General features: G+C 36.2%; 15 protein-coding genes. 5 read left to right on the top strand and 10 right to left on the bottom strand.

All coding sequences use genetic code 11. The annotated features are described in order from the left end of the window. Window positions 1-26 precede the first annotated feature (26 nt). Window positions 27-1424, top strand: coding sequence for a branched-chain amino acid transport system II carrier protein (brnQ, locus tag ACYT32_RS08540; protein ID WP_395265695.1), 1398 nt, complete (start codon window positions 27-29; stop codon window positions 1422-1424). A gap of 1 nt (window position 1425) precedes the next feature. Then, window positions 1426-1920, top strand: a complete 495-nt coding sequence (locus ACYT32_RS08535; protein WP_461793399.1) for a GNAT family N-acetyltransferase — start codon at window positions 1426-1428, stop codon at window positions 1918-1920. Between the two features lie 168 nt (window positions 1921-2088). Here the strand turns inward: ACYT32_RS08535 and ACYT32_RS08530 are convergent, their stop codons facing one another. Beyond that, on the bottom strand, window positions 2089-3429 hold the full coding sequence (locus ACYT32_RS08530; protein ID WP_395265696.1) for a glucose-6-phosphate isomerase: 1341 nt from the start codon (window positions 3427-3429) through the stop codon (window positions 2089-2091). A gap of 55 nt (window positions 3430-3484) precedes the next feature. Continuing rightward, window positions 3485-4114, bottom strand: coding sequence for a VanZ family protein (locus ACYT32_RS08525; protein WP_395265697.1), 630 nt, complete (start codon window positions 4112-4114; stop codon window positions 3485-3487). 103 nt (window positions 4115-4217) lie between these two features. Here ACYT32_RS08525 and ACYT32_RS08520 point away from each other — a divergent pair, with 103 nt between their 5' ends. The 3 genes from ACYT32_RS08520 to ACYT32_RS08510 all read left to right on the top strand — a co-directional run bounded on the left by ACYT32_RS08520 (window position 4218) and on the right by ACYT32_RS08510 (window position 9280). After that, a complete protein-coding gene (locus ACYT32_RS08520) occupies window positions 4218-6368 on the top strand; it encodes an LTA synthase family protein (RefSeq protein ID WP_395265698.1) in 2151 nt (716 codons plus the stop codon). Window positions 6369-6444: 76 nt separating this feature from the next. Then, a complete protein-coding gene (locus ACYT32_RS08515; protein ID WP_395265699.1) occupies window positions 6445-6666 on the top strand; it encodes a helix-turn-helix domain-containing protein in 222 nt (73 codons plus the stop codon). Between the two features lie 472 nt (window positions 6667-7138). Further along, a complete protein-coding gene (locus tag ACYT32_RS08510) occupies window positions 7139-9280 on the top strand; it encodes an LTA synthase family protein (RefSeq protein WP_395265700.1) in 2142 nt (713 codons plus the stop codon). Between the two features lie 207 nt (window positions 9281-9487). Here ACYT32_RS08510 and ACYT32_RS08505 read toward each other — a convergent pair whose 3' ends face one another. Genes ACYT32_RS08505 through ulaG form a run of 8 tightly spaced genes read right to left on the bottom strand, consistent with a single transcriptional unit; the run spans window position 9488 to window position 15919 of the window. Continuing rightward, window positions 9488-10183, bottom strand: a complete 696-nt coding sequence (locus ACYT32_RS08505; protein ID WP_395265701.1) for an L-ribulose-5-phosphate 4-epimerase — start codon at window positions 10181-10183, stop codon at window positions 9488-9490. Continuing rightward, complete coding sequence (locus ACYT32_RS08500; RefSeq protein WP_395265703.1) at window positions 10168-11049, bottom strand: L-ribulose-5-phosphate 3-epimerase; 882 nt, start codon at window positions 11047-11049, stop codon at window positions 10168-10170. The genes ACYT32_RS08505 and ACYT32_RS08500 overlap by 16 nt, the downstream gene beginning before the upstream one ends. Before the next feature lie 11 nt (window positions 11050-11060). Beyond that, window positions 11061-11852 carry a DeoR/GlpR family DNA-binding transcription regulator gene (locus tag ACYT32_RS08495; protein WP_395265705.1) on the bottom strand — a complete coding sequence of 264 codons (792 nt, stop codon included), beginning with the start codon at window positions 11850-11852 and terminating at the stop codon, window positions 11061-11063. Between the two features lie 25 nt (window positions 11853-11877). Beyond that, complete coding sequence (locus ACYT32_RS08490) at window positions 11878-12516, bottom strand: 3-keto-L-gulonate-6-phosphate decarboxylase UlaD (protein WP_395265766.1); 639 nt, start codon at window positions 12514-12516, stop codon at window positions 11878-11880. Between the two features lie 15 nt (window positions 12517-12531). Then, window positions 12532-12825, bottom strand: a complete 294-nt coding sequence (locus ACYT32_RS08485) for a PTS sugar transporter subunit IIB (protein WP_395265707.1) — start codon at window positions 12823-12825, stop codon at window positions 12532-12534. Window positions 12826-12849: 24 nt separating this feature from the next. Next, window positions 12850-14358: a PTS ascorbate transporter subunit IIC gene (locus ACYT32_RS08480; protein WP_395265709.1), complete on the bottom strand. Its 1509-nt coding sequence runs from the start codon at window positions 14356-14358 to the stop codon at window positions 12850-12852. Between the two features lie 18 nt (window positions 14359-14376). Beyond that, window positions 14377-14823: a PTS sugar transporter subunit IIA gene (locus tag ACYT32_RS08475; protein WP_395265710.1), complete on the bottom strand. Its 447-nt coding sequence runs from the start codon at window positions 14821-14823 to the stop codon at window positions 14377-14379. Between the two features lie 28 nt (window positions 14824-14851). Further along, window positions 14852-15919, bottom strand: coding sequence for an L-ascorbate 6-phosphate lactonase (ulaG, locus tag ACYT32_RS08470; protein WP_395265711.1), 1068 nt, complete (start codon window positions 15917-15919; stop codon window positions 14852-14854). Window positions 15920-16133 lie beyond the last annotated feature (214 nt).

The following is a 16133-nucleotide window of genomic DNA, read 5'->3' as shown; positions in this document are numbered from 1 at the left end:
AAACACCATTTTTAGGAGGATTTTTTATGGAAGACAATTACGATTTATCAGGAAAAAATACAAATAAGAAACAGGTACTTCATTTACTAGTAGTTAGTTCATTAATTTTTGGAATGTTCTTTGGTTCTGGAAATTTGATTTTTCCAGTTCATTTAGGCCAATTAGCTGGTAATAACTGGCTTTCGGCCGCTTTTGGATTCGCAATTTCTGGTTCGCTTTTCCCTTTATTAGCCATTTTGGCAGTTGTCGTTACTAAGAGTGACGGTTTATACGATTTAGCTAGACCAGTTGGAAAATTCTATGCCGCATTGTTTTTAGTTTTAGTCCACTTAACTATCGGACCTTTCTTTGGTACTCCGCGTACTGCAGCGACAGCTTTTCAAATGGCCGTTCAACCATTTTTGCCTAAAAAATATGACACCGTCGGGATGTTTTTATTTACGGCTGCATTCTTTGCTCTAGCTTATATTTTGACCGTTCATCAAAATCGCTTATTAAAATACGTTGGAAAATATCTCAATACGATTTTCTTAGTATTATTGGCCGTAGTCTTTGTGGCTGCTTTCTTACATCCCATGGGTGGCTTGAACCATATGCCAACTCAAGCTTATCAAACTAATTCCACCGTCAGTGGTTTGCTTGAAGGTTACAACACTATTGATGCCGTTGCGCTATTAGCCTTAAGTGTTACCTTTGTTCACGCTGTTAAAGATTTAGGATACAAAGATAGAGAATTATCTGGTTTAACTGCTAAAGCCGGATCTTTGAGTATCGCCTTAGAAGTATTGGTCTATTTTGGATTAGTTTTATTAGGTGCTTTCAGTTTGAGCAAATTAACTCTCTCTGCTAACGGCGGCGTTGCTTTATCACAAATCGTCAATTACTACTTTGGTAACTTTGGAGCTGCCTTCTTAGGCGTTCTTGTCACTCTAGGAGTCTTCACAACTGCAATGGGACTCGTTGCTTCATTCGCACAAGATTTCCACAAATTGTTCCCTAAAGTTAGCTACTTAGCTTGGTTAAGAACTACCACCGTTCTTTCATTCGTAGTTGCCAACGCTGGACTTGATAATATCATCGCATGGTCATTGCCAGTCCTTATGCTCCTCTACCCACTTTCACTTGCCTTGATCCTGGTATCATTGACTGTCCATGCCAAACCATATGCAGGGGTCGTTTATAAAATGACAATTGCGTTTACCGTTTTACCTGCTATCTTTGACATGTTAAATACTTCACCCGCTGCTGTAACTAATTTAGCCGTTGTTAAAGCTGCCTTGAACTTCTATCATCAATACGTGCCAATGGCTAGCCAAGGCCTCGGTTGGGTCACATTAACCCTTGCCGGGTTCGTGCTTGGTTTAGTCTTTGGTAAATTAGGTGTCTTTGCTGCTGAAAACAGCTCGGTTGAAAGTCGTGATTAATATGATTGATTCGATTGAAATATCAAGAACAAATAGAAGTTCTGATTTTGAAGCCATCAAACAAGTCTACTATCAAACTTGGCGTTATTCCTACCATGGTTTAGTTCCTGAATTGCTCTTGGATCAATTAGATCTGAAAACGACCTGGAATCCTAAGACTAGATGGAACAATACTTTAATCGCCACTGACAACCAAAAAACCATTGGTGTCTGTACCTTTGGGCCCGCTCGTAGACAAAAATATTACGGCTTTGGTGAAATTTATTCATTTTACGTTTTGCCTAAATTTCAACATCAAGGGATCGGTCAAAAACTATTTCAAAGCGCTTTAGATATTTTGTCTAAGGACTATGATTCACTTAATTTAATTGTATTGAAAAATAATCTATCTGCTCGAGCCTTTTTTGAAATGTATGGTTTTCAGGAAACAGCTGATCGGATTGCCGAACAGACTAAATTCGGTTTATTGCATGAAATCGTTTATACAAAAGAGTAAACAATAGGACTGATGCTAATCAGCCCTATTGTTTTAGTTTTAAATCATCGTCAAGTAGGGGCATTCTGCATTCGCTTGCTACATCTGAGCGAAAACATCTCCAGTAACGACAAAAAAGCCATTTCCAAAATTCTACTGAATTTCAGAAATGACTTTTTTAGTTAAAAATTATAGTCTCTTGTTTAATTCTTCGCCAAGTTCTTCATAACCAGGACGACCTAGCAATGCGAACATGTTCTTCTTATATGCTTCAACACCTGGTTGGTTGAATGGGTTGATACCATTCAAGTAACCAGAAATACCAACAGCAATTTCGAAGAAGTACATCAAGTAACCTAAGTTATAGGCATCTTGTTTTTCGATATGAACTGACATAACAGGAACACCACCGTCAGTATGTGCAAGCACAACACCTTCGTAAGCTTTCTTGTTTACATAGTCCATTGACTTGTTTTCCAAGTACTTCAAACCGTCAAGATTATCTTTTTCGGCAGGAATTGTAACGTCATGTCTTGGTGTGTCGATCAAGACAACAGTTTCCATCAAGTTACGACGGCCTTCTTGGATATATTGACCTAGTGAGTGCAAGTCAGTTGAGAAGTTAGCTGATGATGGGTAGATACCTTTTTGATCTTTACCTTCAGATTCACCCATCAATTGCTTCCACCATTCACCAAAGTATTGAACGTTTGGTTCGTAGTTTTCTAGCAATTCTGTTGTGTAACCTTTACGGTACAAGATATTTCTCAAAGCAGCGTACTTGTAAGCATCGTTCTTTGTAAGATCAGCTGATGAGTAGTCTTCACGTGATTGAGCAGCACCTTCCATCAACTTGTCGATGTCGATACCAGCAACGGCGATTGGCAATAGACCAACAGCTGTAAGAACTGAGAAACGACCACCGATATCATCAGGAACAACGAATTCTTCGTAGCCTTCTGCATCTGATTCAGTCTTCAAAGCACCCTTAGCACGATCTGTTGTAGCATAGATACGGCCTTTAGCACCATCAACACCATACTTTTCAATCAACTTAGCTTTCAAAATACGGAAAGCGATTGAAGGTTCTGTTGTTGTACCTGATTTTGAAATTACGTTGATACTGAAGTCACGGTCACCGATAACTTCTAGTAAGTCAGCAATGTAGTTAGGAGAAATTGAGTTACCACAGAAGTAAACTTCGGGAACATCTTTTTCATTTTTAACATTGTAGAATGATGAACTTAGAAAATCGATTGCAGCACGTGCACCTAAGTATGAGCCACCAATACCAATTCCGATAAATACTTCTGAATCAGATTGGATCTTTTTAGCAGCTTTTTTAATGCGAGCGAATTCATCCTTGTCATAATTAACAGGCAAGTCGATGAAACCACGGAAGTCAGCACCGGCACCAGTACCCTTACGTAGTTCGTCATCAGCAGCAGTAACAAGTGCTTGCATCTCGCCAAGTTCGTTCTCATGAACAAACTTGCCTAATTTTGAATCATCAAATTTAATTTGTGTCATTTTCTCTCCTCCATATATATCGTCAAAACTATATTAATCATTTTCGAAGAAAATTTCAAACTTTTCTGGAACTTTTTATCCATTTTCCAACAAAATATACCAAATATCCGACCGCCGCACCGAGAGTATTAAAGATTACATCATCAATATCTGTTACTCCAGTGTTCAAAATGAACTGCAGAGCTTCAATCGAGGTTGAAATCAAAGCACCGATCAAAACCACTTGGGAAAAACCAAGTTTTCGTTTGGTCAATGCCGGAATAAATACTCCCATCGGAACGAACCACACAATATTACCATATAAATTATAAAAAAAGTCTACTAACGATTGCCCTTTTGATAATTTAAAGGTTTCAACGAGTGGAACTATATTAATTTCGGATAATGGTCGATGGAAATAAAATTTGAATTGCCAAATGAAATAGCCATCCCGAAAAACTGTCAAAGCAAAAAGCAGGAGCACGTAAAACACAAAAGCCACTAAACCGATTTCTCGGCTTGGATGTGTTTTTTTGTGCTTAATTTTTACCCATACAACCCTTAGGATAATAAAAAATAAGGTATATAATATTGCTTTATCAACAGCATAAAAGGAAAGCCGAATCAATGGAAAATGATTGATTTTCATTGCATATAGTTGATATATGTAATTGTATAACGGTCCTAAAAATATCATTTCACTCATTCTTTCCCACTTTTTACCTATAACGTATTATACTAACAATTAAGCAATTTATTTAGCTTTTCTACAGAATTATTAAAGAATTTTTATAAACAAGGGATTTTCTATGAATAAATTTAAAAGTATTTTGAGCAAAAGACTAGGTTTCATGGGTCTTCTAATCTTTTTCCTCTGGATCAAAACGGTCATCGCCTACTATCTCGATTTTTCATTAGGCGTTTCGGACCCGTTACAACATTTGATCTTGATCCTTAATCCTATCGCTACAGCAGTTATTTTATTGAGTCTATCGTTATACATCAACCGTGCTAAAATTTCTTACATCGTTATGGGTGTAATTTACTTTTTAGAATCACTTTTGCTTTATGGCAATATTCTTTATTATCGTGAATTCAGCGACTTTTTATCTTTCAATACGATTGCTGGAGTCTCGAAGGTTTCTAAAGGTCTGGGTGGCAGTGCCGCCAATATGATGCAAGTCCACGATGTTATTTATGGTCTGGATTTCATCATCATTGGGGTGTTATTTTTAACTGGTTTTATCAAGTTAGATCAACGTCCTATGCGAAAATTGACCGCAATTGCGACCACTTTTTTGGGGATTTTCTTGTTCTCTTTTAATTTGACACTTGCCGAGAGCAACCGTCCCCAGTTGTTAGGACGAACTTTTGATCGAGCTTACATTGTAAAGTACTTAGGACTGAATACATTTTTAACTTACGATTCAATCAAAACAGTCCAAAACAATCAGGTCCGTTCAGAAGCCGTCGGTACTGACATGGATGACGTGCTTACTTACATCAAGCAAAATTATGCTAAGCCCAATCCAGCCTATTTTGGCAAAGCCAAGGGCAAAAATATCATCATCATCCATTTAGAAAGTTTTCAACAATTCCTGATCAATGATAAAGTCGACGGTCAAGAAGTCACTCCATTTTTAAACAGTCTTTATAACGATAAAAATACCATGTCATTTGATAATTTTTATCATGAAGTCGGTCAAGGAAAGACATCAGATGCCGAAAATATGCTAGAAACGGGCTTGTTCGGTTTGCCCGAAGGTTCACTTTTCTCAAAACTCGGCAGCGACAACACCTTCCAAGCGGCTCCAGCAATCCTGGGTCAAAAACAAGGCTACACTAGTGCTGTTTTCCATGGAAATATAGGCAGTTTCTGGAATCGTGACAATGTTTATAAGAATATGGGTTACAATTATTTCTTTGATTCCAGTTATTTTAACAAGACTGATGATTCTAGCTTGGAATATGGTATGAAAGATAAATTGATGCTCTCTGAAAGTGTCAAATATCTCGAACAGTTGCAACAACCTTTCTATGCTAAATTCATCACCGTCACTAATCACTACCCATTCCAATTGCCAGATGAGGATAACGATGGATTCCAAGCTCCTAATACCGATAATAGTGCTGTCAATAACTACTTTGTAACGGCGCACTATCTCGATAACGCCTTGAAAGAGTTCTTCGATTATCTCAAGTCTAGCGGCATTTATGATAACTCTATGATAATCCTCTATGGTGATCATTACGGACTCTCAGACAGTCAAAATACCGCTTTAGCACCATTATTAGGCGTAGACAATAGTAGCTGGACAGACTTCAATGATTCGCAAATGCAAAAGGTTCCTTTTATGATTCACATGAAAGGACTTAAAGGCGGTATCAATCACACTTACGGTGGCGAGATCGATGTCTTACCAACGATCTTACATTTAGCGGGAATCAACACAAGTCAATATGTTCAACTTGGCAGTGACCTATTATCCAAGCAGCACAGCCAAGTCGTGGCCTTCCGCAACAAAAACTTCATCACACCAAACTATACAGTACTAAAAGATAGCGATGGCAACCCTGAAGTCTACAAGAATAGTACTGGTGAGCTGATTGACTTAGATTCGGACCCGCAATTGAAGAAAAAGGTGGCTAAGTGGCAAGATATGGTCAATCAAAAACTAAAGATGTCCGATACAATCAATAACAAAAATTTACTACGTTTCTATACCCCAACTGGGTTTACACCAATCGATTCAAAAGATTACAGTTATCAAAATGAAATTCAAAAACTGGTTCAGACTCGAAATTCACTTGGATTAAAATCAACTAGTGTCTATTCGAAGAACGGCAATAAGTCGACAACCAACCTTTATAATACTGATGCACCGGAATTAAACGGCGATCGGACTGTAATCGATAGTTGGTCCAGCATTTTAAAAGGTGAAAACGATACAACTAAATAACAAAATCTTTTCTCCAAAGACTGTCATGAAGTGAACCTCTTAGTTTGGACACAAACCAAACTAAGGGGTTTTTCTTATGGTCAAATTTAATTTAGATTTTAAAATCAAAATGGTAACTGAATACTTAACCACAACATTGGCGAAAAAACATGGAATCACTCAAGAGAGTACCATCCTTAATTGGGTTCATAATTTTGAATTAACTGGAATTAAAGGACTTGAATCACGTAAGATGGATTTAAATTATTCTATTCAGTTCAAAGTTGAAATAATAAACCGAAGGAATCAAGAGACTTAAGCAAGAGAATACTATATTGAAAGTTCAAAATGAATTCTTAAAAAAATAGATCCCTTAGCTCAGAAAAAATCAGCACAAAAGAAATCTCCAAAATAGCCACTGATTTAAGGCAATTATTTCAAGTTCCAATTAAGGTTGTTTTGAAAGCTATCTCAATACCTAGAAATACATATTATTACGCACGGACTCATAAGGGACGCGTATTTGATTACGATAAAAATCATTCAAGCAATGGATGAGATTAGACAATCTGATCCAAAATACACAAAGAAATATGGATATAGACGTACCAAGACAAAACTAAACGGAAAGTCACCAGTAAATCACCGAGAACTTTCCGTTCTAAAAGCAACATAATTAAATGTCCAAACTTAAGGGTTCAGATCAGCGCCTGAAAAGGTAGCCAGTCTTTTTTTATTTGTTCAAATAACGTATCATTAACCGGTGAACTAATTTATTTATGAGGAAAAAAATGAAAAAAATTCAATCCATCCTAAACACGAGACTCGGATTTTTAGCTTTATTGGCGCTTTGTTTATGGTATAAGTCAGTTTTAGCCTATTTTACAGGCTTCACATTGACAATGAATAATTTGTGGCAATACTTTTTTGTCATCGTCAATCCCTTTGCTACAACAGTTTTGCTCCTGAGCTTAGCACTTTATTTTAACAAGCCAAAACTGTCTTACATTATGATGGGAATTATATATATTGCCGATACGCTCTTTATCTATTCCAATGTACTGTACTTTCGCGAAAACGCCGATTTCTTATCGATAAGTATCATTACTGGTGTCTCGAAAGTTGCTAAAGGACTTGGAAAAAGTACCGCCGGTGCTATGCAGTTAGGAGATTTATTTTACTTCATTGATTTGGTCGTCATTATTATTTTATTTGCCATCCATTTCATCAAGATTGATAAACGGCCATTTCGAAAAGTTAATGCCTTAGCCACAACATGTCTTGGAATCGCCCTTTTTGCAGCCGACTTAGCTGGTTCAGAATCCAATCGTCCCCAGTTGTTGGGAAAAACTTTTGACCACTCATACATCGTAAAATATATCGGGATCAACAGTTTTCTAGCTTATGATTCTGTCCGTTCGATTCAAAATAATCAAGTTCGTTCTAGTGCAACAGAAACTGAGATCGATTCAGTCCTAGATTACACACACAATCACTATGCAGCTCCCAATTCGGACTACTTTGGCAAGGCCAGTGGTAAAAATATTATTGTGATCCACTTGGAAAGTTTTGAACAGTTTTTGATTGGAATGAAAATCAATGGTCAAGAAGTTACTCCATTTCTAAATAGTCTCTACAATGATCAAAATACAGTTTCTTTCGATAACTTCTTCAATGAAGTTGGTGGTGGAAGAACTAGTGACGCTGAAACGATGTTGGAATCTGGCCTCTTCGGACTGTCTGAAGGTTCCTTTTTCCAAAAATTAGGTGGAGACAACACCTTCCAATCAGTTCCGGCCATCTTGCAGCAACAAAAAGGTTATACTAGTGCCGTCTTCCATGGTAATATCGGCAGTTTCTGGGGTCGAAATATCACATATAAGAACATGGGTTATAACTATTTCTTCGATGAAAGCTATTACGACACCAAGAACCCTGACACCTTGTCGCTCAATGGCTACGGTGTTAAAGATAAACTGCTTTTTGCTGAAGGAGTCAAGTATCTTGAGCAAATGCAACAGCCGTTCTACACTAAATTCTTAACAATTACCAACCATGTTCAATATCAATTCTCCGATGAGGATAATGGAGATTTTCAAACATCTGATAACGTTAATCCTCGCGTCAACGCCTATTTTAAAACTGCTCATTATTTAGATAAGTCAGTCGAGGAATTCTTCAACTATCTCAAAGCCTCTGGCCTAGATAAGAATACGATGGTCGTACTATACGGCGATCATTACGGCCTCAACAGTGAACAACATAAAGACCTTTCCAGCATGATTGGCAAGTCACCAAAAACTTGGACTAAATTTAATGAAACTCAAATGCAACGTGTACCGTTCATGATTCACATGGATGGACTCAAAGGTGGAATTAATCACACTTATGGTGGAGAAATTGATGTTCAGCCAACTATTTTGCATTTAGCGGGCGTAAATACTAAACAATATGTTCAATTGGGAACCGACCTATTTTCAAATCAACATAGCAAGATCGTAACTTTTAGAAACCGTGACTTTATTACTCCAAACTATACGGTCTATCGCAATGGCGGTTCTAAAACTCAGGTCTACGCCAATGATACCGGTGAACAAATTGATCTTCGTGACAATCCAGAATTGTTGAACAAAGTTGATAAATGGTCTCAAGAAGTCGACTTGAAACTAAAAACTTCTGATAATATCAACAACAAGAATTTATTACGTTTTTACACACCAGCAGGCTTTACCCCAGTCAATCCTGCCAATTATTCATATCAAAACCAAGTTCAACAAATGGAAAATCTTCGCAAAACCCTAGGTAGCAAGTCAACTAGTCTGTATTCCAAAAACGGTGACAAATCAACAACTGACCTCTACAATACAGATGCTGTTCAATTGCAAGACGATCGAACGCCAATCGATAGCTGGTCATATTTGAACAAAAAGTAATTTATTTTCATATACACAACAATGGGGGTAGAAGGAACATTCCTAATTCCAAGTAAAAAGGACATTGAGAATTTCAAATAATAACGGAATTCATCAATTGTTTTTTCATCTTCATTGCACCCACAGCAAAATAGCTCTGATTAAACCAATTTTGATTTAATCAGAGCTATTTTTTTACTATATCCTGCTCATACTTTATTACCTTATTTACTTTTGACCATAGTAAGCATTCTTACCATGTTTCCTATAATAATGCTTATCCAAAAGATACTGTGGAACTCGGATATCATCCCGCGTTAATTGTAAAGCGTGATAATCCATTTCAGCAACAACTTCCATAACTTTAGCATTGTATACCGCCTTTTTTGGTGTTGCGCCCCAAGTAAACGGTCCATGCTGTCTTACTAGAACCCCAGGAACTGCATCGGGATCAATATTACGTTCTTTAAAAGTTCTAACAATTACATCCCCAGTATTTTTCTCATAATCCTGTTTAATTTCCTTTTCAGTTAAGGCATCTGAAACTGGTACATCTCCATAAAAGGTATCCGCATGCGTTGTTCCTAACGCTGGCAAATCTAATCCAGCTTCAGCAAATGAAACTGCCCAAGGTGAATGCGTATGAACAATTCCACCAATATTGGGAAATTCATTATAAAGAACTGTATGTGTTGGTGTATCACTCGATGGATTCAATTTTCCTTCCACTACTTCACCCTTTAAATTAATGACCACCATATCATCAGGAGTCAATGTTTCATAATCGACACCTGATGGTTTGATTACAAAAAGACCTTTTTCACGATCAATACCTGAGACATTTCCCCATGTAAATGTCACTAATCCAAGTTTGGGTAGCTGCATATTAGCCTTATAAACCTTTTCCTTTAATTCTTCAAGCATTCGACAGCCTCCTGATTTATTCCAATTTCTTTAAAGATACTATCAAAGAAGTTCTTAGCCTGTTGAACCTGTGCAATAGGATTGTCAGAGCTTTCACTCCACATCTCAATTGTATAAGCACCATTATAATCTAACCTCTTTAGCTCTGATAAGCATCCTTTAAAGTCAACTGTTCCATCACCAAAAGGAACGTTTTTAAATTGTCCTTTAGATGTCCTGGTTACTGGCAATGTATCCTTTAAATGAATAGCTGCAATGGAATCTATATTATCTTCCAAGTCATCACCAATATTGTTTTGTGGCCAAGCGGTAATATTACCCAAGTCTGGATAAGCTTGCAGCCATGGACTATGAATCTCCTTCTTAATCCGTGTTACTTTTGATATTGAATTTAAAAAAGGGTCGTCCATAGTTTCAATATCTAGCATAACTTCATGTCCAGAAGCATATTCAACACACTTTTTTAAATTTTCCATATAATACTCACGGGATTCGATACTCTTTTCATCATAATAAACATCATATCCTGCCATTTGGATATTTCTAACTCCTAAATCAACGGCCAAATCTACAGCTTTATACAACATTTCTAATGATTTCTCTCTAACATCTGAATCGTACGAGCCTAATGGAAATCTTCTGTGACCACTTAACATAATTGTATGTATTCTTGTTTCAGTATCCCAAATGGCATTTCTCACTTCTTCACGTTGTTGTTTAGTCCAATCCAATCGTTTCAGCCGTTCATCACTTTCATCAATGGATAACTCTAAGAAATTAAATCCCAAGTTATGGACTAATTCCAACCGATCATGCCAACTTAAATCTTTGGGCAATGCTTTTTCATATATACCTAGAGAATTCATTACTACATCTCCTACTGACCAAGTTGAATTTGAACAACTTGAATTCCGCGTTTACGGAGAGATTTAATAACCTTTTCATTAGCAAAACTATCAGTAATTAAGATATCTATATCATCAATATCAGCAACGTGATAATTACTTGTGACGCCAACTTTGCGATAATCAGCTAAACAAATAACTTTTTTCTTTGTACGTTTAACCATCGTTGCATTTACTTGTGATTCATATAGATTCTGTGTTGTTAACCCACCACTCTCACTTATCCCGTCAATACCTATAATAGTATAATCAGATTGCATGCTCGATAGTAATTCGATGGCTACTCCACCTACTAATGATTCTTTTGGATATCGAATCTCTCCACCAGTCAAAATTATTATCGTTTCAGGATGATGTACTGATTCAGTTGCATGTGCATTATTTGTAATAATAGTTAATCTCTTTGATGCCAGTTGATTAACAGCCATCCAGCAAAGCGTACTGGAATTAACAAAAATAGTACTAGATTCTGTGATAAAACTGGGAACTGCTGCAGCTATTTTCATTTTTATTTGGTCCACTCTGCTACCAATTTTTACATCGCCTGTATCTGAAGGTAACATTTTCCCATTTATGGCAGTTGCTAAACCACTGCGCCAATCGACTACTCCCATTTCCGATAACACTTTTAGGTCTCTTCGAATAGTAACTTCAGAGACTGCTAACTCTTCCGCCAGTTTTTCTACTGTTACTGATTGGTATTTATTAACTATATCAAGGAGCTGACTTCTTCTTTCCTGCACATTAATTAATGAATTTTTCATACAATCATCCTCAAACTAATCTTTTTTAACACCATATACGCTTAATTTCGTTTTGAAGATCAGTCGCTGCTTTAGCTGGATCATCTGCTTTTGTAATAGCCCGTCCTGCGATGAATGTGTAAACATCAACACCACTAAATAATTTCAAAGTATCCACTGTCAAGCCGCCAGTAACTGAAACTCTAAATCCCATATCAATAAGCATTTTAACTTTATCAAGATCCTTTTTGCCCCAAGTTTCACCAGAAAGCAAGGCGTCTCTACTTTGATGATATATTGCTTGCGAAATTCCTGCGTCTAACCATTTTTGAGCATCTTCTTTTGTCCAATTACCATATAGCTCAACCTGGATTTCTTCAATCTCTTTATTAGCTGCTTCCATTGTTGGGATAGTTGCTGAACAGATACATGTCATCCAATTAGCACCAGCCTCCGACATATTCTTCGCAACTGTTCCTCCGGCATCAGCACATTTTGTATCAGCAATAACAATCTTATTTGGAAACAGGGCTTTCAATGATTTAACAGCTTTTGTTCCTTCCTGGAGAATAAGAATTGTTCCGGCTTCAACAATATCTACAATTTTACCTACTTCTCTAACGTCAGACAAAGCACTTTCCAAAGTATTATTATCTAATGCTACTTGTAAATTTGGTTTCATAATCATATATTACCCGTCCTATTTAACAAATTCTGTTTCTTCACGAACACGTTGTTCTATTTCTTTATCACTAAGAACATTTTTGACACCGACAACCACTACCCCTTTGGACTTAGCATCATCAAACATATTTACAAAATTCATTGGTGTAAATACAACATCATACTGCTTTGCCGTACTTGTTCCTTCCGCGATACTTGTATGTTCAATATTTGTAATAGGAATATTTAATCTTTCAAAAGCTTTCTTTACACTTCTCATCATCATCAAACTTGTACCCGATCCATTTGCGCAAGATACTAAAATTTTCATAATAAACCTCCAAATGTAATTAATTTACTTTTTATTTACACTTTCTTTATATTTATCATAATCTGTTACCATCAAAAAATAATTCTTTGGATCTTTACGGTATTCTAACTGTGGAATAACTACCAAAATAATAACCACTACAACAATACCTGCAATTCCTAAGAATTTCATAATTGCAGTGAAGATTGGCCACAAGGTATCCCAATCGAACATACCTAAATATCCACCAAACTTAGATAATCCAACCCAGCTTGCTATCAATGCTGCTCCGCCAACTTGAATTAATCCACTGAAAAATGGCAAGATCATCGCAGCTTTAGCACCCGCACGTTTATTAGCATAAACACCGAATGCAGCATTATCAAAGAATAATGGAATAAATCCTGCAATAATAATTGTTGGAGAATGTAAGACTATTAAGGCACCAATCATTAGGAATTGGCCTAAAGCACCGAATAAAAATCCAATTGTTACAGCATTGGGTTCACCAAAAGCAAATGTAGCTGCAACGTCAATACCAGGTACTGAGCCCGGTAATAATTTATCAGAAATACCGCTAAAGCTCTCTGTTAATTCTCCAACGAAGGTACGGACACCTAATTGTAGAATTGCAAGGTTAACAGCAAATCCTAATGATGTTGTTAAAATATAGAAGAAGAAACTCCCATCAGGCGCTAAACCTGAAGCGCCTTTAGTTGATGCATATATTTCATTAAAGTAAGGACGACCTAGAACCAACATAATAATTCCGAAGAAGAATAACATCAAAATACCTGTTGCAACCATGTTTTCGTTAAAAATCTTTAAAAATCCTGGTAATTCAATATCCTCCAATCGTTTTGGCTCTTTATGATTCTTTTCATCGTGTTTTTTTATCTTGTCTGATAACCATGATACTAAAGCAATACCAAACATTTGTTGATGTGCAACAGCAAATCCTCCACCGTCAGTCAAATCTTGTGTATATCTGATTGTCATATTTGAACCCACTGCCCAATACAATCCAAGGATTACACCCATTACTAAAAGAACTTCAATCCTTCCCATTTGTGGGAAACAGAATAACAAAAGCCAAAACGCAGTAGCAGCTTGTTGAACCTGCACATTACCTGTTGTAAAAACAGAACGTAATTTTGTAAATTTCTGGAATCTGACCAACAAAATATTAAATACGAAGGCAAAAAGAAGTAATAACATAACGTCTCCGAAGGTTCTACCAAAAGTTTTCACAACCCCCTCTGTAACAGCATTTTGTCCAAAATATGGATCAATAACTGTCGCAGTTAAATGAAATCTTGTTTTCAATCCTGCTAAAATGGGTCTAAAACTATTAACCAAACCACCAGAACCAACCATTAAAATCATATATCCAATAACAGCCTTCATAAATCCCGCAATGGATTCATAAATGGGTTTCTTTTCAAGGATATAACCAAGTAAAACAATGAAACCTATCATATAAGCTGGCTGAGTTAAGATATTAGTTGCGAAGTAATCCCATATTTTCAAAAGAATATCTAAGAAATTATCCATCCTATTCACCCGTCTTCTTTAATCTGATCCAATTATTTTCTTTAAATCATCAACAGTTTGAATATCCATTAATTTATCAATTAAACCATCTGTCATTAACATATCTGATAATTCACCGATGTTATTCAAATGTTCCTTTGGGTCTTTTGCAGCTAAGGTAAAAAATAACTTTGCATTAGATTCTGGTCCAAAATATACAGACTTATTAAATTTAGTAAATCCAATTGCTGTACCTAATACATTGTCGCTCTTTGCGTTGGCATGTGGCATTGCAACTCCTGGAACAATGACTATATACGGTCCATTATCTTTAACATTCTGAATAATTTCGTCAATATAGCCTTCTTTAATATAGTTATGCTCAACTAACTTCTTCGACGCAATTTTTAATGCATCTTGCCAATCATTTGGTTCTTTATCAGTGATTTCAACTAAGTCCTTATTTAGCATTTCTTCTAACATCATATTTTATGCACCGCATTTCTTTATATTTCTATAGGAATGATGGGAATGGTGTATCATTGTCAATCGAGAAAGTATCTGAGAATCCGCGATCATAGTTGAATTCCATTCTGTCCTTGTCATCTGGATATGTGAATTGACCACCAACTTGCCAAATGAATGGTTTGAATTTATATTGCAAACGATCTTTTCTGAACTTCCATAAATCAATAATTTCTTTAGGATCTGTCATGAAGTTTGTCCAAATATCATAATGAACGGGAATAATAACTTTGGTTTTTAATGATTCGGCCATTCTTAAAATATCCGAAGATGTCAATTTGTCTGTAATACCTCTTGGATTTTCGCCATATGCACCTAAAGCAACATCAACATGATTTTCATTCCCGTGTTTAGCAAACATGTTTGAATAATGAGAATCTGCTGCATGATATAGGTTTCCACCAGTTGTTTCAAATAAATAGTTAACAGCAATTTTATTCATATCTTGAGGCATCTTACCCTTTAGTTTTACATTGGGATCATCTTCTGTTACCAATGCAGTTCTATCAAAACCTTCTAGAACCTTAACTGTTGTTTCTCCAATTTTAACTTCGTCTCCTGGTTTTACAACAACTGTCTTTTCTGCTGGAACACCCCATCCTTGCCAAATTTTAACTACTTGTTCGGGACCATAGAATTTGGCCTTAGGACAATTTTGATTCACAGCTGCAGCTGTATTGATATCCAAATGATCTGAATGAATATGACTTACAAACAAAGCATCAACATCCTTAATTTCAAATGGATCAATTACAAATGGTTGATTTCTAAGATTTGGCTGCATTTTTTGAACACCACTCATACGTTGCATTTGATGTCCCTTACGCATCATACCGTTACCATGTGTTCTCTTACCTGTTCCACACCACATATCTACCAGAATATTTGTATCTTCAGCAGTCTTTAACCAAATACCTGTACACCCTAACCACCACATTTTGAATGTATTAGGTTTAACTTTTGTATTAGCAATCTCTTCGTTTAGCCATGTACCCCATTCTGGAAATGTATTTAAAATCCAACTTTCCTTTGTAACTTCATTAATTTTTTTAGCCATCGAACTGTGCCTCCAAATATCTATATGATTTCTCTTTACAAGACAATCATATAATCATGTGTATCCGCTTTCAATCGGCCTATATGATTATATACCGTTTCTTTATGATTTTTACGACAGTTTTATGTATTTTAAGAAGTGGTATAAGTCATATAAAATTCATAAACTTATTTTATGTTTCCCAAATAAAAAAGAGAGACACTTTAGCATTCCA

This window comes from Companilactobacillus sp. FL22-3, from assembly GCF_054881455.1.
This window is presented reverse-complemented; position numbering and strand designations above follow the sequence as displayed.

Bases quoted from the DNA above. Each gene is read 5' to 3' on its own strand.
- brnQ (WP_395265695.1), top strand. From the start codon at position 27: ATGGAAGACAATTACGATTTATCAGGAAAAAATACAAATAAGAAACAG.
- ACYT32_RS08535 (WP_461793399.1), top strand. From the start codon at position 1,426: ATGATTGATTCGATTGAAATATCAAGAACAAATAGAAGTTCTGATTTT.
- ACYT32_RS08530 (WP_395265696.1), bottom strand. From the start codon at position 3,429: ATGACACAAATTAAATTTGATGATTCAAAATTAGGCAAGTTTGTTCAT.
- ACYT32_RS08525 (WP_395265697.1), bottom strand. From the start codon at position 4,114: ATGAGTGAAATGATATTTTTAGGACCGTTATACAATTACATATATCAA.
- ACYT32_RS08520 (WP_395265698.1), top strand. From the start codon at position 4,218: ATGAATAAATTTAAAAGTATTTTGAGCAAAAGACTAGGTTTCATGGGT.
- ACYT32_RS08515 (WP_395265699.1), top strand. From the start codon at position 6,445: ATGGTCAAATTTAATTTAGATTTTAAAATCAAAATGGTAACTGAATAC.
- ACYT32_RS08510 (WP_395265700.1), top strand. From the start codon at position 7,139: ATGAAAAAAATTCAATCCATCCTAAACACGAGACTCGGATTTTTAGCT.
- ACYT32_RS08505 (WP_395265701.1), bottom strand. From the start codon at position 10,183: ATGCTTGAAGAATTAAAGGAAAAGGTTTATAAGGCTAATATGCAGCTA.
- ACYT32_RS08500 (WP_395265703.1), bottom strand. From the start codon at position 11,049: ATGAATTCTCTAGGTATATATGAAAAAGCATTGCCCAAAGATTTAAGT.
- ACYT32_RS08495 (WP_395265705.1), bottom strand. From the start codon at position 11,852: ATGAAAAATTCATTAATTAATGTGCAGGAAAGAAGAAGTCAGCTCCTT.
- ACYT32_RS08485 (WP_395265707.1), bottom strand. From the start codon at position 12,825: ATGAAAATTTTAGTATCTTGCGCAAATGGATCGGGTACAAGTTTGATG.
- ACYT32_RS08480 (WP_395265709.1), bottom strand. From the start codon at position 14,358: ATGGATAATTTCTTAGATATTCTTTTGAAAATATGGGATTACTTCGCA.
- ACYT32_RS08475 (WP_395265710.1), bottom strand. From the start codon at position 14,823: ATGATGTTAGAAGAAATGCTAAATAAGGACTTAGTTGAAATCACTGAT.
- ulaG (WP_395265711.1), bottom strand. From the start codon at position 15,919: ATGGCTAAAAAAATTAATGAAGTTACAAAGGAAAGTTGGATTTTAAAT.